Here is a 24,782-nt window from a genome sequence, read left to right as displayed (position 1 = left end):
GTATAATCTGACTGTAAAATGTTTGTTTGCATACTTATATTTTACAATAAAAGACGGCTTCTGGCATTTACCAGTCGCCGCCTTTTGTTTTTTATTAAGGGGCTGTCTTACTGCGACAGCCCCTTCTGGTTTATTTATTTTACAAAGACATCTTCAAATTTTACCCTAGCTATTTCATCACGTTTAAGCTTATAACCCCAAATTTTATACCAAACGATGGGTAATAATAAAAGAGGTAAGCCGATATATAAAGAAACCCTGAGGTCTTCGTTAAAGGCAATAATGCCTAGACAGGCTACCTGAATCCAGATGGCAAAATGCGTTAGGTAAGGGAATAACGGGGTCCGATACTTTAGTGAATTTATATCAAAACCTTCCCTTTCCAATTTGCGACGAAAATTCAGTTGGGACCAACAAATGGAAATCCAAGCAATGGCCCCAGAAAAACCTGACAAAGCCAATAAATAGGTAAATATTATCTCACTGGTATCAAAGGTATAGGCCAAAACACATATCCAGCACCCGGCAATGGAGAGAAGTGTTGCATTTTGGGGTACTCCATTTTTATTAACTCTCCCTAAAAATTGCGGCGCCATGCCTTCTCTGGCCAGTGCATATAAAGCCCTGGTACAGCCATAAAGACCAGAGTTGGAACAGGATATGGCTGCTGTCAGTACCACAAAGGAGAACAATCCGCCAGCCCATTTGAAACCATAGGAATTAAGGGCTGCAGCAAATACACTTTCCTGCAAACCAGCCTCTTTCCAGGGAAAGATACTCACCAGTAGGAACAAAGGCACGATATAAAGCGCTATGATACGCCAAGTGACACTTTTAATGGCAGAAGGTATGGTCTTTTCTGGTTCTTTGCTCTCTCCGGCGGCTAGGCCGATGATTTCAGAGCCTTGGAAATTAACTAAAATAATGACCATCGTCAAGAGAATCGCCCAGGAACCCTTAGGGGTAAATCCACCATCGCTTAATAAAACAGAGGTCCCCCTAAAACCTTCCCCGCCGATAAACCCAAAGAAGATTAAAACAGCCAAAACAATAAACATAATAATGGCGATAATCTTGATAATTGCCAGCCAAAATTCCAACTCACCGAAGGTGCCTACGTAAGATAAATTAATATAGGTAATGATAAGGCCAAAGCCTACGGCCCAGTAGATGGTGTCGATCCCCGGGAAAAAATTATTCATAATAATTCCCGCGGCTATCATTTCTGCTGGTACATAGAATATCCAGGTAAGCCAATACGACCATCCAACACCACAGGCCCAGGACGGTGATATAAAATCATTGGCATAATTTACAAAGGAACCGGAAATAGGTATCGCCACTGCTAACTCACCCATGCATTGCATTACACAGAGCACAATAAGTCCGCCAAGTAAATAAGCAAGGAAAGCTGCGGGACCGGCTGAATCAATTACGTAACCAGTGCCTAAAAAATAACCACTGCCGATAATGCCTCCGAGAGCAATTAATTGCAGGTGTCTTGATTTAAGCCCCCTTTGTAACCCCTCTCCATTTAACGCTCCTCCAGGTTTTAATTCCTCTTTTTCCATCTCTTTCATGTCTCCTTCCGTACCTGACATCTGTCAGGCAAATGTGTTTCGATATAACACCCCCGAATTTTTTCCCATCCTAGATGGGATTTCTGCCCTTTTACCTATCTTGTTCAGTTGAAACGAATAGACTGTAAAATACACGCAGAACGATAAAATTTTAAAATCTTTTGACGTATAAGTCAATATGCTTTAGTAATTTTATAAAAATAAAAATTACATTAAAAAACACTTTAAAATACTTTCATTTCCTTTGCCTTAAGCACGCTTTTCGTGTTCAAAAGCTTGGCCCGCTTGCCTATCGCGCGGGCCAAGCTTTCCTTACACCTTTTATCATGAAAAAAAGCCTGTTCCCGCTGAACAGACTTTTTTGTAGGGCAATTGCTTAGCTAATCTTAAAGGTGCTAACCAACTCATTAAGGTCCCTGGATAATCCAACCAGTGAATCGGCTAAGGCAGAAACTTCTTCCACTGAGGCGGTTTGCTCCTCAGTAGATGCCACAACATTTTGCACGCCACCAGCCATTTGTTCTGTGGCAGAGGTTACATCCTGAATCTGTTCAGTAAGTTGCTGTACGGATAAGATAATCGTACCAAATAATACGCCTACCTCGTCTATTACTTTTTTACCTTCTTCTACTTCCCTATTTCCTTTCTCCATTGTTTCCACCGCTTTTTTTGACTGTACCTGCATACCATTGATCAGCTGGCCGATCTCCTTGGTTGAAGTTGCGGACTGTTCTGCTAACTTACGTACTTCTTCGGCTACCACTGCGAAACCCCTACCTTGTTCCCCCGCCCTAGCTGCCTCAATGGCAGCATTGAGGGCTAGTAGATTGGTTTGATCTGCGATCCCGGAAATTAATTCAATAATCTGATTAATCTCCAGGGACCTTTGATTGAGCCCATGGATAGCACCGGAGACACCTTGGGTAGAAGTTGTAATTGCCTGCATTTGATTATTAATATTGGCTATGCCTTGGCTGCCGGAATGGGCATCACCATTTGTCCTTTGAGACAGATCGGAAACACTGATTAAATTATCCGATATTTGTTCAATCGTACTGGACATTTCAGACATGGTTGATGCTGTTTCTGCCGCGCTGGCGGAGGTTTGTTGGGAACTGGACGAAAGCATTTGGGCCGATTGATTTACGGTATCTGCTTTTTCTTTTATACTAATGATCAGCTTGCGTAAATTATCGGTCATCGTTTTAAAGGAATTTGATAATTGGCCCAATTCATCCTCCGTTTTTATTTCCACCGTGTTTCGTGCTAAGTTGCCAGAGGCAATTTCCTTCGCATGGTCGGCCAGAGTTTTAAGGGGACCCACCATTTTGCCTGTGATAACATACGTAACCACCATGCTGATAACTAAAACCAGAAGGGTTATTAAAACCGCTGTTTTTAAAATTTGATTGATTGCCTGATCCAATTTAGCCTTGGGTTCCCCCGCAAAAATAACTCCCAAGGCCTTGCCATCCGGGCCCTTTAGCGGCATATAGGAGGTAATATAAGGTATGCCCAGCACCTCTGCCTCACCCAAATAATTTTGTTGTTTCTGTAAAACTATTTCTGCTACCTGGGGATCTAATTTTGTTCCAATCAAACGTTTGCCATCCTTAATGAGGGTGGTATTTACCCTAACATCTTGTAAAAACAAGGTAATATCTGTACCAAAAAGACTTTTTAGGGAATCCACCACTTGTGGCCGGGATAAATCATAGCCCAGGGCTAAGGACCCAACAATTTTACCCTCCTGGCCCTTGACTGGTATACCTGCCCGGGCAGATAGCTTAACCACCGTACCAGATTCAATAAAGGCCTGATTTTCCCCCCTTAGGGCCAGTTGAACAGCTTGTTGACTTAATACACTGTCACCTTTTTTATCTGGTTCATGGACTCTGGCTATGACCATCCCTTCCTCATCCGTGACTGTAACAAAATCCAAGCTGTTTCCTTTAGCAAGGGGCGTTAATAATGCTAATAATCTATCCGTATCCCTTTCTTCCACAGCCTGGGCAACCCCCGGGTAATCAGCAAGCAAAGTGGCCTGTACAGAAGCTTGCTGACGTAGATTTTCAATGGTTGTAGCAATGCCCTCCATGCCGTCTTTGGAATGCTCTAATAAAATTGTTTTTGTGATATTGCTGCATATGTATGTGGTCGGTCCAACTGTCAGTACAACCGTGAAAAGAACAATTAACACGATAAATAATGTAAATTTACCTTTAATGGTCTTTCCCATACAAATCCCCCTTCTTATTTTATCGCCAGTTGCTGCACCTCCTCGTTGCTCAAAAGACCTGTGATTACTAAATTGTAATGGTCTTTCAAATCAATAATTTCATTCGTATCAATGATCCGAATCATCGGTCTAAAAATTAATTCTTCTTTTAAATCGATAACGATACCCTTCATATCGTTGCTTAGGATTACCGCAGAACCCACCGGGTAGGGTTTGATAAGCTTAAGAAAGGTCATCGCTACATCATTTTTAAACATAAGATCCCCAGCAGCCATGATCATCTCATAGGCTTCGTGCGGTGGCAGTGCCTTTCTATATATACGATCGGTTGTTATGGCATTGTAAACATCAGCCACCGAACATATGGCAGCCATATCGGATATTTCGTTACCCTTAAGACCCCTGGGGTAACCAGACCCGTCATATTTTTCATGGTGATTTAAAATGATTTCTTTGCTTATGGATGCAATATCATATATCTGTTTAGCCATTTGATAGCCGTGACAGGAGTGTCTTTTCATCTCTTCAAATTCTTCCGGGGTCAGTTTATCCGGTTTATTTAATATCCAATTGGGCACCTTAATTTTTCCTATGTCATGCAGCAAGCTTCCTGTGCCCAGGGTTAACAGCTTCCTTCGATCATAATGAAGTAGGGCACCGGCGGCTATAGAAAGAATACAAACGTCAACACAATGGGCAAAGGTATACATGTCAGCGGAGCATAAACTAGTTAAATTACTTGTAACTGCTTTTCCCTCAAGTATTTCCTCAATAATCGAGTCTACAGTAAGCAGAATCTTCTTGTAATTGACCGAGCCACCCCCCCTGACCAGTTCCTCAACCAAACTGACTGCATTTAAACTTACGCTATAGTCAATCCCATTATCTTGTTGTTCAAATTCCTTACCTATAATATCGACATCAGCAACTAAAACACCGTATTTTTTAATCGATGAAATAAGTTTTGCAGTTAGTATAACTCCTTTACCTAGCAGTAGGTGCTTGTTTTTACTAATAATTGGACTGGCAAGCACCATCCCGGGTAATAGGTAACGTACAGGTAGTTTCACAGCCTTCACCACCAAGCTTCAATTGTTTAATACTCCTACTGCTTCCTTTGGATCAGATGTCTCTGGCTGGTAGTATTCCAATCTATTCCGGGATACCCTCTTAGCCTGATATAAAGCGGCATCCGCACATCGAATGAGTTCTTTAACATTTGAACCATTTTCCGGGTACACTGAAATACCCATTGATACGGTTACCCTGCCACCGGGTAAACATTCCTGACCGGCAAAGGGATAATTCGCTATATTAAGTCTGAGCCTTTCCCCAACATCAATGGCCCTATTTAGATTGGCCCCTTGAAGTATGATGACAAACTCATCTCCACCATACCGGGCAACCATGTCATCATCTCGAACTGCGTTTACCATAATGTTCGCTAAATCCCCCAGCAGGCAATCCCCGGCTAGGTGACCCAGGGTATCATTGAAAACCTTAAAATTATCCAAATCGATCATTAATAAAGAAAAACGCCGTTGGTTTTTGCGCCTAACCAATTGCTGCATATGTTCAATGAAAGCTCTATAATTGTAAAGGCCAGTCATGGAGTCCCTTTCTGCCTTTTCCTTGAGCTCAATATTTTCTGCCGTGGCCCTTTGCTTTTCAGCCCATTGCTTGGTATAATCCCTAACCACAGCCATACCGCCCAGAAGTTTGCCATTCTCATCCTGCCAGGGTATGGTATCAATCAGAAAACAAATTTCCTTGCTATCCGGGCCTAGGAAGCAGATTTCCCGCCCTTGCATAAAATTGTTTTCCTGAATAGCCATGGCCAGTATCCTACCCGGTTCGCCTACCTCCGCTAAAGGAACACCAACCATACCCCTTTTCTTACAAACCCCCAGTAGTTTACAAAGGGTATCATTTAGTATGGCCACTCGCCCTTTTTCGTTTCCTACAATAATTCCGTTGGTGGTTCCCTGCAATACCACCCTTGTTAGTAAATATTCCCTCGCTAACCGATGTAAACCCCAGGCCACAGCAAATCCTAAAATGATCGTGATGATTATGGATATTACCAAGTGATTAAATCCCCGTCCCATAATTTCTGTTTCCAGCAGCCACAAATCCTCACCCAAACGTTTTTGCTGGAAGGCACTTAATTTCCTGCAGACCGAAACCAACTGGTCTAAATCGCCACCCTTTTTTACACTTTCAATGGCCAATAACAAATCCTGCACCAGCATCTTTCCTTCTGAAGTGTGCATGATCGGCAGCAGGAAAGCAGCCGCTTGTTCCAACTCACTGATTGATTTCTGATCAGTGCGCCCACGATTGTTCATATCCTCTGATAGTTTAACTGCCCTGGTAATTTGGTTAATCTTTAACCGACGTTCTTCAATTCCTGCCAATACACCCTTTTGTGTGGTGTAATTGTTGGTAGCCTGAAAAACAAATAATAGTAGTAAGCCCATGATTAGGGCAGTAATGGTAAAAAAGATGCGCTTCCTGACATTGGGGATGATTTCCACGGCCATCACCTCATTTAGTGACAATTTACCATGTCCCTCATGTTCGTTAATATTTAAGAAGCTTTATTACCTTGGACATTAGCAGAGGAAAATAATTGGGTCAACTGTTTGCATTATATTTATAGAAAATACCTCTTATATTATATAGTTTAAGTCATGCAAATCCAATTACATAAAGATAATTAATTTATGACACAAAAAAAAACCCATCGACAATGGATGGGTCTTGCTAACATTCATGCTTACTATCATTGTCACCATTAGGCAAACTTTATATATATAAATAATGACTCCCTCGATAACTTAATAAACAGTTATTTGTCACATAATAATATTGAAATTCTCTTCTTAATTGGGAAGTATTTATTTTCAAAAAAAGTTTAAACCAATTTTTAAGAATACCTACTGACCATTTTGATAAGCTTGCTGTATCACCTCAATAACATGCAGTACTTTATGAGGCATGTTTTCCTGGGCCAGACCATCTTCTATTTGCATCCGGCAGGAGCCACAACCAGTGACCACAACTGAGCTAGCCGTACCCTGAACATCGGCCAGTTTCTTCTTAAGAATTTCATAGGATACAGGATAGTTAGTTAAACTAAAGGAACCAGCTCCACCACAGCAGCGATTCGGCTCTCTCATGGCTTTATAGGTAACACCGGGCAGCTTGGTCAGCATTTCTAGGGGTTGGCGTGTCAGACCCATACCCCGGCCAATATGGCAGGGCTCATGGTAAGTGAAGGTCATATCAACCATCCCTAACTTCGTGAAATCAACCTTTAAGTCATCTACCAGGTACTCAGAAATATCACAAATTTTTTCGGCAACGGCCTTAGCCCTGGCAGCATAAACGGGATCGTCCGCTAACAACTCAACATATTTTTCTTCAAAGGTACCACCGCAGGTGCCACAGACAGTAATAATGGCCTCCACGTCCAATTTACTAAAAATATCAACATGGGATTTAGCCATGGCCTTACCTGTTTCAATATCACCATTAATGGCAGCCGGAGCACCACAGCAATGCTGCTCCTTAGGGATAATGACATCCACACCGTTACGATTTAGTACATCCACCACAGCTTTACCAACATTGGTATAAATATAATTGGTTACACAGCCAGTAAAAAATGCAACCTTTCTACGAGAGTTCGGTGCCTTATTTACTTCCGGCAATTCCGAACGCAGGGGACGACTGGCCAAGTTGGGAACAACCCGGCGCATTTCTAAACCAATGGGGAACCTGGGACTCATACCGGTGGCATTTTTACGAAAAGCCAAGCCCTGAAAGGAGCTACCCAAACGAAGACCCAAATTAAATAAGACCGGTTTTTTAATTACATCGAAAGCTGCCTTTTTAGCAAAGGGCAGCAGCTTCTGCCTAGCCAGTTCGGCCCTGGCAGCCGTGATAATTTTATGGGCCTTGACACCACAGGGACAGTTGGCAGTACAAGCTTGACATTGTAAACACAGATCAAACTTTTTGTAAAGTTCATGGCTAAATCGAGCCTGTCCCTTTAAAATCCTTGCCGCCAATTGGATTTTCCCTCTGGCTACCCCGGATTCTGAGAGGATTTCTTTATATACTGGACACACGGCCTGGCAGTTGCCGCATTTCATACATTTAATAATCTCTTCTTCCATTTCCTTGATGTTATCATAGATAGCCATTAACTGCCCCCCTTAGCCCATCATTTTTCCTGGGTTTAATAAATTTTCAGGATCCAGTGCCCTTTTAACTTTACGCATGATCTCAACGCCCTGCTCACCAAATTCTAAAGGCAGGTATTTGGCCTTAGCCATACCGATACCATGCTCACCGCTGATGGTCCCGCCCAGTTCGAGGGCTATCTTAAAGATTTCATCAACGGCCTGATGAACTCTCTGCATTTCCTCGGCATCACGCTCATCCGTTAAAATGGTTGGATGGAGGTTACCGTCCCCAGCATGACCAAAGGTTCCAATATGCAAATTGTATTTTTTAGCAATGTTTTGTAAGGCCACCAGCATCTCGGTTAATTTGCTCCGAGGTACCGTGGCATCTTCTAAAACAGTGGTTGGTTTCATCTGTGCCAGAGCAGGTAATGCTGCACGACGGGCTGCCCAGAGACCATCACGCTCTTTGTCATCCTTGGCTACTTTAATTTTACCCCTGTTCTTTTCCACCACCCTGACAACAGTAGCTGCTTCCCGCTCAACCACCTCGGGAATACCATCAACTTCTATCAACAGTAGGGCTTCACAATCAGTTGGCAGACCAACCTTGGCAAAATTCTCCACCGTGCGAATGGTAACCTGGTCCATAATTTCCATCGTAGCAGGAATTACCTTACTACGTACAATTTCCGTAACCGTATTCCCCGCATCCTCTAACTTATCAAAATGTGCCATCATCGATTTCCTTGCTTCAGGTGCCGGAATCAATTTTACGGTAATTTCTGTAATCACACCCAGGGTGCCCTCGGCGCCGGTAAAAAGCTTTACCATGTCATAGGCAGTTACATTCTTAACGGTTTTGCCGCCGAATTTAGCAACCGTTCCGTCAATCATAACAACTTCCAGACCCATAACATAGTTTTTTGTCACACCGTATTTCAAACCCCTTAAACCCCCGGAGCATTCAGAAACACTACCACCCATGGTCGCGGTGGCTACCGTACCTGGGTCCGGCGGATAGATTAGACCAAAGGGAGCCACCGCAGTGTTTAATTCATTAATGATCACACCAGGCTGCACGACTGCCACCAGGTTGTCTGCATCTACCTCGATTATTTTATTCATCTTTTGCATTCTTAAAATAATACCACCCTTAAGGGGTATGGTATCGCCGCAGAGGTTGGTTCCGGAACCCCTGGGATATACAGGCACCTTGTACTGGTTGGCAATTTTTAAAATCTCCACCACATCTTTCGTACAGGTGGGTGTAACTACAACATCGGGCATTTGACTGGGCATGTCTGCAGTGGCATCAAAGGAATAACATTGTAATTCTTCATGTTCTGTTGTTACATTTTCTTTACCAAGAGCCTTAAATAATGCTTCAATTGCTTGTTCCTTAGACATTCACTTATCGCCTCCGTATGTTTATTGGTAGACCATATGCCTATTCGATGGTAGGCTGGTCTGACCTATATAAATGAAAAGACCTAATTTTTCAACATAACAAATTATTTCGACAAAATTAGATACTTCCCTGCTTTGTGAGAATATTATTTATCGAATGGATGGTTTTCAAGACATCTCATCAATAAGTCTTACTAACTCCCTACGAAACTGCAAATCATCCAAAAGCTTTCGTTTCTGGGGCCCTTTCGTCCGTCCTCCGGTTCTACGATGTTTGGCCTTTATTTCTCGCTCTTCCAATAAAAAATCAATGGTAGCTGCTTGAAAAATCCTTCCTGTTGGTGATATGGCCCCAGCTCCCTTGGCTAAAACCATGGCGGCCAAGCCCCAATCCTGTGTCACTACAATATCACCGGATTTAGTGATATTCATAATTTCAATATCTGCTTCCTGGGATGAGTTGCCTACGGTAATATGATGTTCTGATCTTATATTATGGTTAAAATTGGCCACCGTCCATAGTTCCAAGCCATACTCTAAACAAGTATTTTGGGCAATGGACAACACTCCCTTGGGACAGGCGTCCGCATCAATGATTACCTTCATTGTTTTATTTATACTCCTTTATCCTAGGAATGAGATTTAAAAACACAGGTAATTTATTATATACTAAGTTATCCGCTGCAAAAAGCAAAAAATTGTTTAGCTCACATTATGGCATCTATTGGCACTATTTTCTGCAAAATAGTAACGGATATATTATAATAGTATGAAAACTTTAACTTACTAGGGGGATCATGCATGTATAACTATTTGTTAGCCGTTGATGGTTCAGCTAACGCTAAACGAGCCGCGGCATACCTGGCTAACCTTACACAGCTAATAGCTGATTTGGATATTACCGTCATCCACGCCGTTAATATACGCAGGGAAATCAATCGGTTTTCTAATAATTCAACAGATATTTCCTTAATCGAACAAGAAGCGATTGACCGCGGCTGGCAAATTATCAATGAACAGGTAGCGGAATTTAACAAACTTGGTTTTGAGGTTAAAAAACAATTGATTAATGGTGACCCAGCAGCTAAAATAACAGAATTCGCCAAACTTAATAATTTCAGTCATATTGTTTTGGGTTCCAGAGGCTTGACAAATTTGCAGGGCATCGTACTAGGAAGTGTCAGCCATCGGATTCTTAACTTATCCCACTGCCCTATTACCTTGGTAAAATAAACTTTACCCCATGCATTTCATGTTATGCAAATTTTCTTACATAACATGTGTTAAAATAACAAAGGTTAGAAAATCTTACAAACTAGGTGATGATGCAAAATGACCTTATTCAATAATAAGCGATTAGACAAAAAATTATTTGCCATCGACGTCGAGAGAATGCAGCTTGGTTGGTATTCGGATGCTTATTTTATCAATATTTTTAATATACTTGAAACCCTAGCCAAAGAAAATTATACCTTTCAAGGAATTAGTGATATTAAAGAAATCAATGAAAAGTTAGTCAATACGGGTGATTTAAAGGTTGAAATGCAATTTTTTACCCGTAGAAAACCCTTTAGTTTAATAGCAGGTGTAGATGAATCCTTGGCTATTCTTGAGGATTGTACTGGCTATTTTGATGAAAACAACCAGTTCATAAATACCTATGAACAATTGGAGGTTGAAGCAATCCAAGATGGTACCTTTGCCTTTTATGCTGGTGATCCACAAAATGTACAGCCTGTTTTAAAGGTAAGAGGACGTTACCGGGATATTGCAAAATTAGAGACTCCCATTTTAGGGGCTCTCACAGAAGCCTCCCGGGTGGCAACCAATGTTTACAATGTGCTGGAAGCTACCCAAGGCAAAGATGTATTATTCTTCCCTGCTAGGTTTACCCACTATAAACTTCAAGCTTTACATGGCTATGCCTATTCACTGGCTGTACAAGCCTACAATCATAAGCATAACAAAAATTCTTCCACCTTTGTTTCAACGGATGATCAAGGGGATTGGTGGGGCGGCAAAGGCGGGGGAACCGTCGCTCACTCAGCCATTGCCTGTTTTTTAGGTGATACTGCTGAAACAATGGCTCAGTTTTCCAGGATTATCCCAATAGAAGTACCGAGAATTGCCTTGGTGGATTTTCATAATGACTGTGTTGGCGATACTTTGCTGGTTATGGAAAAAATGTTTGAAAAATACTGGCAGTATTACTCCGAAGGAAACCTTGAAGAAGCCAAAAAATATAAACTATTTGCCGTAAGGTCCGATACCTCTGGCAGTATGAGGGATATTTCTGTCGAACCCTTAGGTGCTGAAGAACTTGACCTTGGTGTCAACCCCAGACTGGTATGGAATATGCGCAAGGCCATTGATCATGCTTACCTCCGGTGGAACATACCAGCCCCAGCCAGAGACCTGGCTATAACATGGTGTAAGGATGTTAAAATTGTCGTTACCGGCGGTTTTAATGTGGAAAAAATTAAGAAGTTTGAAAAGCTTCAGGTGCCGGTAGACATCTATGGGGTTGGTTCCTCTCTTTTAGAAAACTGCAGTTATCATGGCAGCGGCAATGATTTTACTGCTGATATTGTGCGGGTTTTCATAGGTGATCAGTGGTATCCAATGGCTAAAGTAGGAAGGACCCACTGTAATAATCCGAATCTGGAGCTAATCAAGGGTTAGTATGCTAAAAGCCCGCCGTTGTGACGGCGGGCTTTCATGCTTGTTAAAAATTCCTGGTCCAACTGGCCAAGGGAAGCTCAAAATTTGTTGCAAAGAGGGGATGCTCTGGTCGAATTCTTACAGAAAACCCACAACTGCCTTGGTCTAGCTTAAAACCACCTTGATAATGGTAATTCCCATCTGTACCTTGGGCTTGAACCCTAAGGGGTGTTGTTTTTACATTTACCAGAGAACGTCCATTTTCACAGCCATGGACTATTTCTACTACTACATCCTCTGGTTTTATTGGACCAAGGTAAGCATCAACCGCAAGATCAAGCTCATCTCCGACCTTAAGTTGCCGCGAAATACCTTCGGCATCAACGGATTTAACTGCTACATGATGCCAGTTTTCTTTTATATAGCGTTTAAAATCTTGAACTTCAACTGCGGTTTGAAAATTACCGATTGAGAATTTTTCACCCCTACGGATAGCCTCATTATAAAAACGTTCCGTATACTCTTTAACCATTCTTTCCGTACTAAATTGTGGTGCAATGGTTTTAATGCACTCTTTCATTACCTTAATCCAGCCTTTAGGACAATCGTCTTGATCGTTATAATTATAATAGGTCGGTATGATTTTTTCCTCTAATAAAGCATATAGGTGATAAGCATCATCACCATCTTGTTCTTCCTCCGTCCGGTAACCGGTTTGTTTACCAATGGCATAGCCATTTTTCCCATTGTAAGCCTCAGGCCACCAGCCGTCTAATACACTGCAATTAACAACTCCGTTTATCGCTGCTTTCATGCCGCTGGTACCGCTGGCTTCCATCGGCCAGCGAGGAGTATTTAACCACATATCTACTCCTTGGACCATGTGCCTTGCTACATTTATATCATAGTTTTCTATAAATACAATTTTCCCTTTAAATGGCTCTTGCTGTGACATCTGGTAAATTTCTTTGATCAATTCTTGTCCTGGTCTGTCAGCAGGATGTGCCTTGCCGGCAAAAATAATTTGTACGGGACGTTCCGGATCACTCAATAGCTTAGCAAGTTTTTCTTTATCCCTAAACAATAGTGTAGCCCTCTTATAAGTGGCAAAACGTCTGGCAAAACCAATGGTAAAGGCATTTGGATTTAAATAATCATCCACTTCACCAATGTTCTCGGCTGCTTCCTGGTTTCGATATTTCTGGCACCTTAGAATATCCCGCACAAACTGAATGGCCTTTTTCTTTAAGCCTATATGCAAATCCCAAAGTTTTTGATCCGGAATGTTATCAATGGCCCGCCATAGGCTCTGGTCACAAATGTTATAATGCCATGTTGGATCAAGGTAGGCATTAAACAAAGTTTTTAGCTCAGGGGAAAGCCAAGTGGCGGAATGAATACCATTGGTTATAGAAAAAATTGGCACCTCTTCTTCGGGTATGCTTTCATAAAGATAATGAAACATTTTTCTCGTCACGTCACCATGCAACTTACTGACACCATTGCAATAAGATGCAAAATTCATAGCTAAAATCGTCATGTTAAAATTATTGCGTTTAGCATCCCAACCAAGGGACATAAAACCGCTATGATCGATGCCCAACAGCCCATAATATTGGTTTAAATAGTGATTAACCATGTCAGAATCAAAAACATCATGGCCAGCAGGTACCGGGGTATGCGTGGTGAAGATGGTGCTGGCTCGTACAACCTCCTTTGCTGTGGCAAAGGGTACTCCTCTCTCCACCAGTTCACGCAATCTTTCTATACATAAGAAGGCGGCATGCCCCTCATTGATATGCCAGGCCGCCGGATGAATGCCCAGCTGTCTCAGGGCCTTAACCCCACCGATGCCCAGCAGCATTTCCTGTGCTATCCGGGTATTCTTATCTCCCCCGTAAAGTTGAGCTGTTAACTGTCGATCCTCATCATGGTTCATGGTTATGTCGGCATCCATCAGGTAAATTTTAATACGGCCTACATCAATCTGCCATATTTTAAGGTAGACAATTCTTCCAGGTAGCTGTACCGGAATAATAATTTCTTTTCCTTCTTTATCTAAGGCAGGTTTAGCTGGCATCTGATGGTAATTTTGATAGGGATAGTGGGCTTCTTGCCAGCCTTCCCGATTTATTTTTTGGGTAAAATACCCATGTTTGTACAACAGTCCTACACCAACCAGTGGCAAGCCAATATCACTGGCAGCTTTACAATGATCCCCGGCCAGAATTCCAAGGCCACCGGAATAGATTGGTAAAGACTCATGCAGGCCAAACTCTGCTGAAAAATAGGCCACTGGCTTATTTAGCAAATCAGAATACTTCTTCTTATACCAAGATTCTCCTTTCATGTATTCATCAAAATCAGCGATTACTCTGTCATATAAAGCTAGAAAATCTTGATCCTTTGAAATTTTTTCCAAATCTTCCTGTTTAACTTCCAACAAGAACTTCACTGGATTGTGGTTTAGGTCATGCCATTTTTCTTCATCAATCTTCCTGAAAAGCTCCAATACCTCAGCATGCCAACTAAACCATAAGTTATAGGATAACTCTCTTAACCTTACAATTCTATCGGGAATTGTAGGGTTAACTGTTATGGTACGAAAAAAGTACATATTCTCCCTCACCATCCTAATTTTACATCGCTTTATTATGAACTTGCAGCCCAATGTGACTACTTCTTAGATTTATACTTTCCGTTATGGCAAAAAAAATTCCCGGTTAGCAGCCGGGAATTTCTATATGCCTAACGGAGAGGCTTCAACTCATTGCCTCTCCGTTAACTTATACAAAGGGTTTTCCGTTTTCAATCAATTCGTTAAGTGTGTGCCTGACATCCACTAAATTTTAAATTGCCTAACCATGCCTTCAAGTTCTTCTGCCATCTTAGCTAGTTGTTGAGAAGCACCGGCTTGCTGCTGAATCGTAGAGCTTACTTGCTCAGATGCCCCTGCCAGTTGCTGCGTTCCTTCACTAACCTGCTTGGAACCAATAGCAATCTGATTGATTGCTTCTACACTCATATCGATTTGCTCAATAATTTTGTTTAAGGCCTCCCCTGCTTGATTAGCAATCATTACCCCTTCCTCAACTGCTGAAACATTCTCATCCATCTTTCGATTAGCCTTATTTATTTCTTCTTGAATTTTTTTGATCGTATTGGCAATTTGCATCGTAGAATTGGCGGATTGTTCCGCCAGCTTACGAACTTCTTCAGCCACTACAGCAAAACCTCGCCCCTGCTCACCTGCCCGAGCAGCCTCTATGGCAGCATTTAACGCCAGTAGATTGGTCTGTTCAGCTATTCCTGAAATAACCTCAATAACTTGTCCGATATGTTGAGATTGATCACCCAGTTCTTTAATGGTTATTACCAGATCCCTGGTATCCTTCTCAATGTGTCCGATTTTTGCTACAGCATTTTTTACTGCCTCATTCCCTTCCTGTGCCACCAGTCTGACTTGTTCTGACCCTTCAGCGGCACTGTCTGCACTGGCAGTACTTTGCTCCGATACGGCCGCCACATTTTGCGTCGTACCGGATATTTCTTCAATGGTAGCACTGGCTTCTTCACCGGCTGCGGTTAGTTGTTCACTGTGGGCGGCCAGGGTATGGGCGATATCCCGAATCTTAATCATAGCCTGGTGCCTGGCTTTGGCCATTTCATTAATTGCCCTGGTCAGGTCTCCGATCTCATCCGTACGGTTCGTTTCCGGCACCCGGTATGTAAGATCACCCTTAGCCATAACTTCTGAACCATCTGTAAGGCTTTTGATTGGTTTTGTAATCATCCGTATGATAAAAAAGCTTACTAAAATACCTGCTAGAAAAGCAATGATGGCAATGGTCCCAACCATGCTTGCTACTTTTATACTATTTTGCCCCACCTGTTCCGCAAGAGCAACCAGTTCCTTCTCTCTTCTATCTGCATAACTATTAGCCTTTTCTGATAATTGGTTTGCTATGGGTACTCCCTTGGTAACCGCCTGTTCGGTGCCTTCTTTAATTTTCCCCTGTTTAAATAAATCCGCCGTACTATCAATAATATCATTATAGGCTGTACTAAGTCCTTTTATTTCCTCCGCTGCCTGACGGTTAACTTCGCTTCTGGACATGTCAATCAGTTCTTGCTCAAGTTTAATATTTTCTTGACCGTAACGCTGACATTCATCCATAAACTTCATATCAGAGTAGGCAAAATATCCTCTTATGTTAGCCGATTGCATGGCCGTATTATACTGGATCTTTTTGGCAATCACCAATCTTTTTAAGACAATCGGTACTTCATCGAAATCACGACTAACAGCATTAAGCTGAACAACTGCTATGGCAGAAACAATAGCAGTTAGCAATAAGACAATCGCGAAACCTGCCCTAATCTTTGCCCCCAATCTCAACTTCATAAAAACTTCTCCCCCTTATTCGTCATTTAATTAATTAAGCTATATATGCTTTTACTAACTATTTTGTGACAAACATGTGTCACTATAGCAAAAAACACATGTAAAAATTATACAAAGTTTCCCCATTTTCTACAATATATTATGTCGAAATATTCGAAATATGGTAAAATTGTCCCACTGGATCAACTGAAGATACTGAAAAAGTTATTTAAAGCAGCTCTGAGCGAAGAGCGGATCATTACAGCTGCAACCGTTACTACAGGCGAAAAAAATGACAGAAAACAATTTGAAACACTCATTGAAGCAAAAAATAGTAAGTTGAAACAGACACGGGTATGATATAGCGTCACCCTCGGAGCGAATAAGTCATCTTAAAAGTACAAGCTAACAATAAAAAAGCTGATTCTTCCTTCCACTATGTGGAATGAGGATCAGCTTTTTTAATGCTCTATACAGTTATTCAGAAAACCGGAAGATTTTCAATGCCCTCGATCAACTCAGCAGGGGCTGAAGGAAAAAAATTATCTATTCACTTACCTGATACAAATCCGTACTTAGATACTTCATCCCACTGTCACAAAGGATCGTAACAATCCTGGCACCTGGGTCACACCAGCCTGCCAGCCTGATAGCTGCAGAAGTATTGCCTCCGGCAGTGTAGCCACAAAAAAGTCCTTCCTCGGTGGCTAAGCGCCTTGCTGCACGAATAGCCTCGCCATCGGTCACTGAAATATACCCATCACACACGTGGGCATTCCAAAGGGCTGGCACCTTCGCATAGCTGGAGCCTTGGAGTACGTGTTGAGGATTCGTTACAGGCTTGCCAGCCAGTACCGACGCAGAGGCAGGCTCCACAGCCCAACATTGAATTTTGGGGTCCTTATCCTTTAGGGCACTAGCTATGCCTGTAAATGTACCAGAGGTGCCTACTACGTCTAAGAAATAATCAATTTTACCACCCATCTGCTCCCATATTTCTTGGGCAGTGGTATCATAATGGGCTTGGCAATTGCTAGGATTATGAAACTGATTTGCCCAGAAAGCCCTTAGTTCTGACGTTAATTCCTCCGCTCTTTTTTCCACCAGGGCCAAATCCTCACCTGTTACCTTGCCTGGTTTGCCGCCTTCTACCTGGGGTACCAGTTCAACCCTCGCCCCCATGGCTTGTAATATCTGCCGGCGTTCAGGGCTATTGCCCTCTGACATAACGGCAATAAATTTATAGCCCTTGATAGCACAGACCATTGCCAGACCAATACCGGTATTGCCACTGGTTTCTTCAACGATAATACTGCCAGGTTGAATTTTCCCCTCTCTTTCGGCATCTTCAATCATCCTTAGGGCTATACGATCCTTCATACTGCCAGTGGGATTCATAAACTCTGCTTTAGCATATATCTTGCCGGGTAATTCCCCGGCAATTCGGGATAATTCTATCATAGGTGTATTGCCAATAGCTTCTAATACGGAAGAACAAGTTTTGGAAAACAAAGCCGTTTCAACCTCCATTTTTTATTGTATTATATTATCACTTTTGAGGAAGTGCAATAAACCTCTTTAAATGTTAAATAATTGTTGTATCGATCGAATATCCATGATACTATAAGAGCAGTTTTATTTTTAGCCTAGCTGAGGATAGTTTTTAAATTAGAGGAGGAGACGAGATGAGTAATTTAACAGGTCTTTATGGTGAATTTGGCGGAGCCTATGTCCCGGATTCACTTAAAAAGGTATTGGATGATCTGGAAGCGGCTTTCTTGCGCTATAAAGATGATCCTGATTTTATTTCTGAGCTTAATTATTATAATCAGCAATATGTTGGACGGTCGAATCCCCTTTATTTTGCAGAAAGATTAACGAAAAAATTGGGTGGAGCTAAAATCTATCTCAAAAGAGAAGATCTTAACCATACTGGCTCACACAAGATTAACAATGTACTCGGTCAAGTTTTACTAGCCAAAAGAATGGGTGTAAAAAGAGTTATTGCAGAAACTGGAGCCGGCCAGCACGGCGTGGCCACAGCTACGGCCTGCGCCATGTTTGATATGGAATGTGTCGTTTATATGGGCGAAGAGGATACCAAACGTCAAGCCCTCAATGTTTTTCGCATGGAATTGCTTGGTGCTAAGGTCGTTAAAGTAACCACTGGCACGAAAACCCTTAAAGATGCAGTGGATGTGGCTTTACAGGATCTAGTGGCAAATTCGGATAATACCTATTATATGTTGGGTTCCGCCGTAGGCCCGCATCCTTACCCTCTGATAGTAAGACACTTTCAGTCAATCATCGGTATTGAAGCCAAAGCCCAAATACTAAAAAGTGAAGGGCGTTTACCAGACTATCTTATGGCCTGCGTAGGTGGCGGCAGCAATGCCATCGGTTTATTCTATCCCTTCGTGGAGGATAAAGAAGTTCATATGGTTGGCGTTGAGCCCGGCGGTAAAGGTTTGGCCACAGGCCAACATGCCGCACCATTATGTGCAGGTAAACCAGGGATTTTACATGGCTTTAAATGCTACGTCATGCAGGATGAAAATGGGGAACCTTTAATGACCCATTCAATATCTGCGGGATTAGATTACCCTGGTGTAGGACCCGAACACAGTTATTTAAAAGCCTCCGGCAGGGCTGAATATGTGGCCATTAGTGACGATGAGGCCCTGGCTGCCTTTCAGGTATTATCAAAAGCCGAAGGGATTATACCGGCCCTGGAAAGTGCCCACGCAGTGGCCCAGGCAATCAAAATGGCTCCTACCCTCAAACAAGACCAAATTATTATCGTTAACATCTCCGGTCGTGGTGATAAGGATGTTGAGCAGGTTTTTCATATGTTAAAATAGGCTGAGCAAAGGAGGACGGTTTTCTGTCTGTGACAGAAAACCGTCCTCCTTTGTCTTTAAAAAGTTGTTGTTGCCGAAGTTACCGTGATATACTAACTGACAGAGACAAGGTTTGGGGGTCAGGCTTGACTTATTGACTTATTTTTGGCAATGGGTCACGCCTGACCCTATTACTAAAGGCTACTCTATTATTCGAGGTAAATAAAATGATCGAAAAATCCACTCGCTATCGTCAATATTCAGACCACTTGGTTAAAAAATTTGGCCAAAAGGTATACAAATTACCCGTTAATCTGCCTGGTTCTTGCCCAAACCGTGATGGCATTGTGGGTCGCGGTGGTTGTATCTTCTGTGATGAGGAGGGTGCAGGCTTTGAATGTCTGCCCAACACCCTGAGTATTACACAGCAAATCCAGGAAAACAAAGACTTTTTCATTCGCCGTTTTAATGCTAAAAAGTTTATTGTATATTTTCAGGCCTTCACCAACACCTATCTGCCCCTGCCACAGTTTAAGGAAAACATACTGGCAGCGGCGGCTGAAGAAGATATCGTAGGCATATCCATTTCCACTCGCCCTGATTGTATTAATGACTCTTATTTGGATTTTTTACAAGAAATTAAACTTCAGCGGGGATTAGACATAAATATTGAATTGGGCCTGCAAACCGTGAATTATCACACCCTTACTAAGGTCAACAGGGGCCATACCCTGGCAGAATTTATTGATGCGGTACAGCGAATAAAGCAGAGAAACTTTGAAATCTGTGTACATATCATTCTCAACCTGCCCTGGGATAATCCTTTGGACGTCATTGAAAATGCCAAAATTCTTACTGCCCTTGGCATCCATTATGTAAAACTACACTCACTCTATGTGGTAAAGGGAACGGCTCTGGCCAGCATATATGAAAGAGGGGAATTTAAAATCATCCCCCTGGAGGAATATATCACCCGGGTTGTGACCTTTCTGGAGTATTTAGACCCAGAGGTAGTGATTCAACGTCTGGTAGGTAAAGGACCACAGGATAATCAGCTTTTTTCCAACTGGAGCACCAGTTGGTGGAAGATTAAACAAGCCATCGAACATACCCTGGCGGAAAAGGATACCTGGCAGGGCAAGAAATGTGATTATTTGAATGGCAAGGCACTGAAGTTCTAGCCGCTGGACCATGGGACGTGCGTTAGCTATTTGCTTAGCCTCCGTTCTACTAATGCCAGGTTAAGATTCGTATGGGCGGCAAAAATATCAAGATATCTTATAAATGGGACAGCCACTGGAAGGTTCTAAAACACTTCCAGTGGCTGTTTTTTATTTGCGAAATAGTTTTCGATACTGGTTGATGGGATTTAACTTCCAGCCACTCCACAGGATTAAAACGAGACCCAAAACGAGGTAGGTCAGGGCAAAGGTTCCCCAGTAGGGCAGCCACATTTCTCGTCCAGGACCGATGGTAGCACCTTCGCCTAATATTCTTAGCATGACGATCACAGGGTTGGTATCTTGCAGCAGCATAACAACCAAAGGGGTCTGCTCCAGTTGAATCATGGCCATTCGGGCTTGTTGTTGATACAGTTCCTGGATAAAGGCTGCTAAAAAACCTGTTCCTGCCACCAGGAAAAAGACAATACCATAGGTGGTAATGGTGCTTATGCCGGTTCTTTTAAAATAGGTTGAGCAAGCCACGCCAATGGCCGCAAACAAAAACATAGCCACCAAAAAGAAACTAAGCACACCCATGATCTGTATCGGTGCTAAGCCACCGAACATAAACACGAGGCTGTAGAGAGGCAAGGTTGATATTAACAGCAGTGCCGTAAAGGAACAGGCTGATATTAACTTGCTGACAACAATACCTAGGGGGCTTAATTCCGTTGTTAAAAGTACGTTTAAGGTCTGCCGTTCCCTTTCCCCGCTGATGACCCCGGCAGTTAAACCAGGGACCACAAAGGCCAAAAGACCAAGTTGAGCCATGCTGATGATTGTAAAAATTTCTTTACTGCTGCCTGGCTGGAAATAGGGGTTGTTTCTCCATTGTAAATAAATAATGCTCAAGGAAAAACCACCTAGTACCAATAGGTAAAGTACAACCACCAGTGGTGATCGATAGGTGCGGAAGCGTTGACGCAGTTCTTTTAATAGCACCGGGTTTAATTCTCTCATTTTATTCACCCTCCCCGGTCATGGCCATAAAGGCATCTTCTAGGTTTCCCTTTACCTCGGCATATTCATAGACATGCCAGCCCTGTTCCATGATTTCTCTCAAAAGCTGTCCTTGGGCAGCCTTATTACCCTGAAAGGTAACTCTAGCCCAACCAGCTTCACCATCAACACTAACTACCTCAGGCCTGCTGATCATAAACTCTAGCAATTCATTGAGTCTATCAGCCACGTCCACCTTTAGTATTTTTGCCCCCTGGCGGGCGGCGGTAACCTCTTCCACCGGACCGTAGGTCACCAGTTTACCCTGTTCCAGTATAGCAATACTGTCACACATCTCTGCCAACTCAGGGAGAATATGGGAGCTGATGAGAATGGTTTTGTTCATTCGCTTTAAGTGGCGAATAATTTCTTTCATTTCCGCCCTAGCCCTTGGATCTAGGCCGGAAGCAGGTTCATCCAGGATTAATACCTCTGGATTATGCACCAGGCAGCGTGACAGGGCCAGTCTTTGTTTCATGCCCCGGGATAATGAATCAACATAGCTATGGGACTTTTCAGTAAGGTTAACCAGTTCCAACAGGTCACTGATTAACCTGGCCCGTTCCGATACGGGAATGCGGTAGGCTGCGGCATAAAATTCCAGGTACTCTGTTGTTTTTAGATTATCATACACGCCAAAGAAATCTGGCATATAACCAATTAATCGACGTACCTTGGCTTGCTCACTCATGACATCATGACCGTTTACAGCGGCAGAGCCCGCATCCGGTGCCAGCAGTGTGGCTAGGATAGACATCGCTGTGGTTTTTCCTGCACCGTTGGGTCCAATTAAGCCGCAGACCTGACTCCTTGGTATATTTAGGGAGAAGTCCCGCAGTGCATAATTATTGCCATAAGCTTTGGTGAGACCCTTTATTTCCACTGCATTCATCGAGACTCCCCTCCTTTTACCGAAATTGCAGGCAGCTCCACACGGTCCGGCTGCCCTAGGCCAGATATTTTTTCTACCTGCACACGTACTTGACCAGAAGCAGTATAATGGGCAACTTGATCCGCTGTTAGCCTCAGCCCCTGGGATGGTACATCGACCCATTGATTATTCTGTTGATCATATATTTTGGTAACTAAGTTTTTATTGGTTTGTTCCGGCCAGACTATTTCCAGCACCTGTAGTTTCTGCTCATTTAAAGGCCAAACTAAGTCGATTCCCAGGACAATTTTTCCTTCATAGAGGGTAAAGCCCAGTGGGGTTTCGTTATAGGCGCCTCTGCTCTCAATCATTTTAGGTCTATACATACCCGCCGGCAGTTGAATATTTCCTTCCTCGGAGATATTTAATTTTAATTGCTGGGTGACCAATGTCAGGTGATAATCCTTGGCATTTTCCTTCTCGGTTACAATTTTAAACATCCCCAGAGATTCCTCACTCCAACCGTAAAACACGGGTTGATTATTGCTTCCGGCCGTTGAGAAGCCTGGAATGGCATCTACCATCTGTCTTTCCCTGATAAAATTATCTTCTTGGCCTGGTTTGCTAGGAGCCACCAGCAAATCTCTAAATTCATTGGGCCCCAAGCTATTGGGCCATTTGCTCAAAGATTGTTTTACTGTAACGAAACCACCGGCTGGAATGCTTTCCAAGGTTAGGGAGCGTCCTCCTAAGATAATTCTGCAATCCCTTAGATCCAGCCCGGTCTTATTTTCAATCTTCCCTGTAATATAGCCATTCTCTAAGGTTAGGTTGCCTTCAATGCTTCCCATGTCTTTTTTAAAGGCAGTGGCCTTAGCTTGACGCATGGACCAATATTCTACACCCGGAAAGGTGATTACCGGGGCCGCCTGCATATGGTAGCCAATGGAAGGTGACTTTTGGGAATTACCATAGAAATTGGTAGGCAGTATGACAGCTTCCTTGTTTCCTTCTACTTTCAAATCCCCCCCAAAGGGACTAACAAAGGATGCTGTGGCATTTATTTCTGCCCTTTGGTTATCTAATATTTCAACCAGTGACAAAGTTTGACTAATGGGGGCATTGATTCTCTGGGCTGGCGACATGAAATATACCACACTGGTTGTGACCAGGGCACAGATGGGTATGATCCACCACATCCAGTCCCGTCGATCACGGCGTTTCAAAATAAGATAAAGTACTGGTCCGATGATAATAACATATACTCCCCAGGCCAAGGCCACTTGGGGTACAGGCGGGGTTTTAATCTGGGGCAGATAGGTTGAAGCATGAACCAACATATCATTACCCATGTTTCTTTTTTCCCGTGCCATCTGCACCTTTACATCTACCCGATTCGAACCATCCGCCATATTAAAAATCAAAGGCCACACCCGGGCGGATTCCGAGGTTAGATTTTCCAGGGGAATGGCACTGTAGATAATACGGCCTTTCCCAAGGTCCCTGGACGCAACCAGGATGGTGTCCTTTACCTGGGCCAGAACTTCACCATTCATTAGCTTGCCGGTGGTTACGGTCATGTTTCCATTGACAACCTGTAAGCCACCTAGGTCAGAAGTTACTACTGCTTGTTTTTCAGCCCTGACAGGGGATATATCAGCCAATATTTCTCCGGCATACGTACCTGCTCCGTCAGAAATCAGCAGTATGCCACCCAGGGATACCCAATCCTTCAAGGTTGTTAATTGTTTTTCCGTCAGTTCCTTAACTGCAACATCGTCCACAATGATGATGTCTGCTTGCAGGAGTTCCATGGCATCATTGGGTAAATATGCCGGCTTCATATACTTGATGGCAGTTTGCCCGCCAAAGGTTTGATCCAACCAAGTAGCTAAACCGCCCCGCAAAGGTTTTTCCCCCAGGGTTAAGGCTAGAAAACCACCGTTAACTACCGTACCTTGGATAGGTGTAGCAGCCACAACCTTTTCATCAACCAGAAGGACAGCCACTGCTCCCCTATTCATAAATTCACTGGGAATCATCAGTGTGGTCTTTACCAAGCCCTTGGCGGGAATATCAATTGTCTTATGATACCTTAGTGACAAATCCCTCGCTCCCGGGGAATTTTTATCTGGCTCAATGACCAGCAAACCTTGGCATCCTTGACCTTGGTTGGCAACACTGATCGTAATACCTGTGGCAAAGCCATTTTTATAGATACCGCTTAAGCCAGGCTGTGCGGCCAAACGAAAGGGCCCCACTTCACTGGCCAAGGCTAAATTGGGCAGAAGCAGAAAAGTCAAAAGATTAACTATCACAAAGAGATAGGAGATCTTGTGGATTGTCCCTCGCCCCTTAGGTAGGTTCTTCATACCTTCGTTC

Annotated in this window: 16 protein-coding genes and 1 pseudogene; 4 read left to right on the top strand and 13 right to left on the bottom strand. The window is 43.0% G+C overall.

Annotation, left to right across the window (positions count from 1 at the left end; genetic code table 11):
* Positions 1 to 134: 134 nt before the first annotated feature.
* The 7 genes from V6C11_RS12105 to V6C11_RS12075 form a co-directional block, all read right to left on the bottom strand.
* Entirely contained in the window at positions 135 to 1,580 is a 1,446-nt protein-coding gene (locus V6C11_RS12105; protein WP_442886070.1) for an amino acid permease, read from the bottom strand.
* A 376-nt stretch (positions 1,581 to 1,956) separates the two neighbouring features.
* A complete protein-coding gene (locus tag V6C11_RS12100) occupies positions 1,957 to 3,819 on the bottom strand; it encodes a methyl-accepting chemotaxis protein (protein WP_333531428.1) in 1,863 nt (620 codons plus the stop codon).
* Positions 3,820 to 3,833: 14 nt separating this feature from the next.
* Positions 3,834 to 4,889 (bottom strand): HD-GYP domain-containing protein, encoded by a 1,056-nt coding sequence (locus V6C11_RS12095; RefSeq protein WP_333531427.1) that lies wholly within the window; start codon positions 4,887 to 4,889, stop codon positions 3,834 to 3,836.
* An 18-nt stretch (positions 4,890 to 4,907) separates the two neighbouring features.
* Positions 4,908 to 6,380: a sensor domain-containing diguanylate cyclase gene (locus tag V6C11_RS12090; RefSeq protein ID WP_333531426.1), complete on the bottom strand. Its 1,473-nt coding sequence runs from the start codon at positions 6,378 to 6,380 to the stop codon at positions 4,908 to 4,910.
* 378 nt (positions 6,381 to 6,758) lie between these two features.
* Complete coding sequence (locus tag V6C11_RS12085) at positions 6,759 to 8,030, bottom strand: (Fe-S)-binding protein (protein WP_333531425.1); 1,272 nt, start codon at positions 8,028 to 8,030, stop codon at positions 6,759 to 6,761.
* 12 nt (positions 8,031 to 8,042) lie between these two features.
* Complete coding sequence (locus V6C11_RS12080; protein WP_333531424.1) at positions 8,043 to 9,422, bottom strand: FAD-binding oxidoreductase; 1,380 nt, start codon at positions 9,420 to 9,422, stop codon at positions 8,043 to 8,045.
* A 168-nt stretch (positions 9,423 to 9,590) separates the two neighbouring features.
* On the bottom strand, positions 9,591 to 10,028 hold the full coding sequence (locus V6C11_RS12075) for a YaiI/YqxD family protein (protein ID WP_333531423.1): 438 nt from the start codon (positions 10,026 to 10,028) through the stop codon (positions 9,591 to 9,593).
* 195 nt (positions 10,029 to 10,223) lie between these two features.
* On the opposite strand from V6C11_RS12075, the gene V6C11_RS12070 reads away from it, so the two are divergent.
* Both V6C11_RS12070 and V6C11_RS12065 read left to right on the top strand, forming a co-directional pair.
* Positions 10,224 to 10,655 carry a universal stress protein gene (locus V6C11_RS12070; protein WP_333531422.1) on the top strand — a complete coding sequence of 144 codons (432 nt, stop codon included), beginning with the start codon at positions 10,224 to 10,226 and terminating at the stop codon, positions 10,653 to 10,655.
* A 99-nt stretch (positions 10,656 to 10,754) separates the two neighbouring features.
* Positions 10,755 to 12,104, top strand: coding sequence for a nicotinate phosphoribosyltransferase (locus V6C11_RS12065; protein ID WP_333531421.1), 1,350 nt, complete (start codon positions 10,755 to 10,757; stop codon positions 12,102 to 12,104).
* A 43-nt stretch (positions 12,105 to 12,147) separates the two neighbouring features.
* On the opposite strand, the gene glgP is transcribed toward V6C11_RS12065, so the two are convergent.
* The 3 genes and pseudogenes from glgP to V6C11_RS12050 all read right to left on the bottom strand — a co-directional run bounded on the left by glgP (position 12,148) and on the right by V6C11_RS12050 (position 17,979).
* Positions 12,148 to 14,700 (bottom strand): alpha-glucan family phosphorylase, encoded by a 2,553-nt coding sequence (glgP, locus tag V6C11_RS12060; RefSeq protein WP_333531420.1) that lies wholly within the window; start codon positions 14,698 to 14,700, stop codon positions 12,148 to 12,150.
* A gap of 372 nt (positions 14,701 to 15,072) precedes the next feature.
* Positions 15,073 to 15,876, bottom strand: a pseudogene (locus V6C11_RS18725) (methyl-accepting chemotaxis protein); the annotation flags it as partial.
* Between the two features lie 1,137 nt (positions 15,877 to 17,013).
* Positions 17,014 to 17,979, bottom strand: coding sequence for a PLP-dependent cysteine synthase family protein (locus tag V6C11_RS12050; protein WP_333531418.1), 966 nt, complete (start codon positions 17,977 to 17,979; stop codon positions 17,014 to 17,016).
* A gap of 173 nt (positions 17,980 to 18,152) precedes the next feature.
* On the opposite strand from V6C11_RS12050, the gene trpB reads away from it, so the two are divergent.
* Complete coding sequence (trpB, locus tag V6C11_RS12045) at positions 18,153 to 19,328, top strand: tryptophan synthase subunit beta (protein WP_333531417.1); 1,176 nt, start codon at positions 18,153 to 18,155, stop codon at positions 19,326 to 19,328.
* A 206-nt stretch (positions 19,329 to 19,534) separates the two neighbouring features.
* Positions 19,535 to 20,488, top strand: coding sequence for a TIGR01212 family radical SAM protein (locus V6C11_RS12040; RefSeq protein WP_333531416.1), 954 nt, complete (start codon positions 19,535 to 19,537; stop codon positions 20,486 to 20,488).
* A gap of 150 nt (positions 20,489 to 20,638) precedes the next feature.
* Here the strand turns inward: V6C11_RS12040 and V6C11_RS12035 are convergent, their stop codons facing one another.
* From V6C11_RS12035 to V6C11_RS12025, 3 genes are read right to left on the bottom strand one after another with little or no spacing between them, the layout of a single operon-like run.
* Positions 20,639 to 21,490 carry an ABC transporter permease gene (locus V6C11_RS12035; RefSeq protein ID WP_333531415.1) on the bottom strand — a complete coding sequence of 284 codons (852 nt, stop codon included), beginning with the start codon at positions 21,488 to 21,490 and terminating at the stop codon, positions 20,639 to 20,641.
* A gap of 1 nt (position 21,491) precedes the next feature.
* The gene (locus V6C11_RS12030) at positions 21,492 to 22,421 is read right to left on the bottom strand and encodes an ABC transporter ATP-binding protein (RefSeq protein ID WP_333531414.1); all 930 of its coding nucleotides are present in this window, start codon (positions 22,419 to 22,421) and stop codon (positions 21,492 to 21,494) included.
* Positions 22,418 to 24,772: a hypothetical protein gene (locus V6C11_RS12025; protein ID WP_333531413.1), complete on the bottom strand. Its 2,355-nt coding sequence runs from the start codon at positions 24,770 to 24,772 to the stop codon at positions 22,418 to 22,420. The genes V6C11_RS12030 and V6C11_RS12025 overlap by 4 nt, the downstream gene beginning before the upstream one ends.
* Between the last annotated feature and the right edge of the window lie 10 nt (positions 24,773 to 24,782).

This window comes from Desulfotomaculum sp. 1211_IL3151 (assembly GCF_036763075.1).
Classification (GTDB): Bacteria; Bacillota; Desulfotomaculia; order Desulfotomaculales; family Desulfotomaculaceae; genus Desulfotomaculum.
Note: the sequence above shows the minus strand (reverse complement) of the source record. Positions and strands in the feature narration are given on the sequence as shown.

What these genes read in the sequence shown, in the direction of transcription:
- V6C11_RS12070 (WP_333531422.1), top strand. Translation starts at nt 10,224, where the DNA reads ATGTATAACTATTTGTTAGCCGTTGATGGTTCAGCTAACGCTAAACGA.
- V6C11_RS12105 (WP_442886070.1), bottom strand. Translation starts at nt 1,580, where the DNA reads ATGAAAGAGATGGAAAAAGAGGAATTAAAACCTGGAGGAGCGTTAAAT.
- V6C11_RS12085 (WP_333531425.1), bottom strand. Translation starts at nt 8,030, where the DNA reads ATGGCTATCTATGATAACATCAAGGAAATGGAAGAAGAGATTATTAAA.
- V6C11_RS12100 (WP_333531428.1), bottom strand. Translation starts at nt 3,819, where the DNA reads ATGGGAAAGACCATTAAAGGTAAATTTACATTATTTATCGTGTTAATT.
- V6C11_RS12025 (WP_333531413.1), bottom strand. Translation starts at nt 24,772, where the DNA reads ATGAAGAACCTACCTAAGGGGCGAGGGACAATCCACAAGATCTCCTAT.
- V6C11_RS12035 (WP_333531415.1), bottom strand. Translation starts at nt 21,490, where the DNA reads ATGAGAGAATTAAACCCGGTGCTATTAAAAGAACTGCGTCAACGCTTC.
- V6C11_RS12075 (WP_333531423.1), bottom strand. Translation starts at nt 10,028, where the DNA reads ATGAAGGTAATCATTGATGCGGACGCCTGTCCCAAGGGAGTGTTGTCC.
- trpB (WP_333531417.1), top strand. Translation starts at nt 18,153, where the DNA reads ATGAGTAATTTAACAGGTCTTTATGGTGAATTTGGCGGAGCCTATGTC.
- V6C11_RS12040 (WP_333531416.1), top strand. Translation starts at nt 19,535, where the DNA reads ATGATCGAAAAATCCACTCGCTATCGTCAATATTCAGACCACTTGGTT.
- V6C11_RS12065 (WP_333531421.1), top strand. Translation starts at nt 10,755, where the DNA reads ATGACCTTATTCAATAATAAGCGATTAGACAAAAAATTATTTGCCATC.
- V6C11_RS12080 (WP_333531424.1), bottom strand. Translation starts at nt 9,422, where the DNA reads ATGTCTAAGGAACAAGCAATTGAAGCATTATTTAAGGCTCTTGGTAAA.
- V6C11_RS12030 (WP_333531414.1), bottom strand. Translation starts at nt 22,421, where the DNA reads ATGAATGCAGTGGAAATAAAGGGTCTCACCAAAGCTTATGGCAATAAT.
- glgP (WP_333531420.1), bottom strand. Translation starts at nt 14,700, where the DNA reads ATGTACTTTTTTCGTACCATAACAGTTAACCCTACAATTCCCGATAGA.